The sequence below is a fragment of the Alkalihalophilus lindianensis genome, from assembly GCF_032843265.1.
GTDB classification, from domain to species: Bacteria; Bacillota; Bacilli; order Bacillales; family Bacillaceae_D; genus Alkalihalophilus; species Alkalihalophilus lindianensis.
Window position 1 is genome coordinate 1 of record NZ_JAWJBA010000544.1, and the last position, 260, is coordinate 260.

General features: G+C 35.4%; 1 protein-coding gene. It reads right to left on the reverse strand.

Annotated features, from left to right (window positions below):
- Positions 1 to 29: 29 nt before the first annotated feature.
- Positions 30 to 152: a hypothetical protein gene (locus RYX56_RS23360; protein ID WP_267907323.1), complete on the reverse strand. Its 123-nt coding sequence runs from the start codon at positions 150 to 152 to the stop codon at positions 30 to 32.
- Positions 153 to 260: the final 108 nt, after the last annotated feature.

The following is a 260-nucleotide window of genomic DNA, read 5'->3' on the forward strand; positions in this document are numbered from 1 at the left end:
GTAAACAATTGGGGTGCAGTTCATGTTGTCTATTTCTTCTTTTTTTCTTGTGCTTGCATTACTACTTTTTCAAGTCCATCATTGGCAAATTCCACATCTGTTTTTGGCATGGCATCATTCTTCCTTAGTTGCTTATTCTTCTTGTTGGACATGTTTTCACCATCCTTCCAATTCCCATTCGTTTTGGCTTCTGCTTTTTTAGTTTGGATTCATTCATTGTCGGTTATACGAATCTTTTCTTAGAGGAATCAAAAATGAAT

Coding starts and splice junctions, on each gene's coding strand:
- RYX56_RS23360 (WP_267907323.1), bottom strand. CDS start 152: ATGTCCAACAAGAAGAATAAGCAACTAAGGAAGAATGATGCCATGCCA.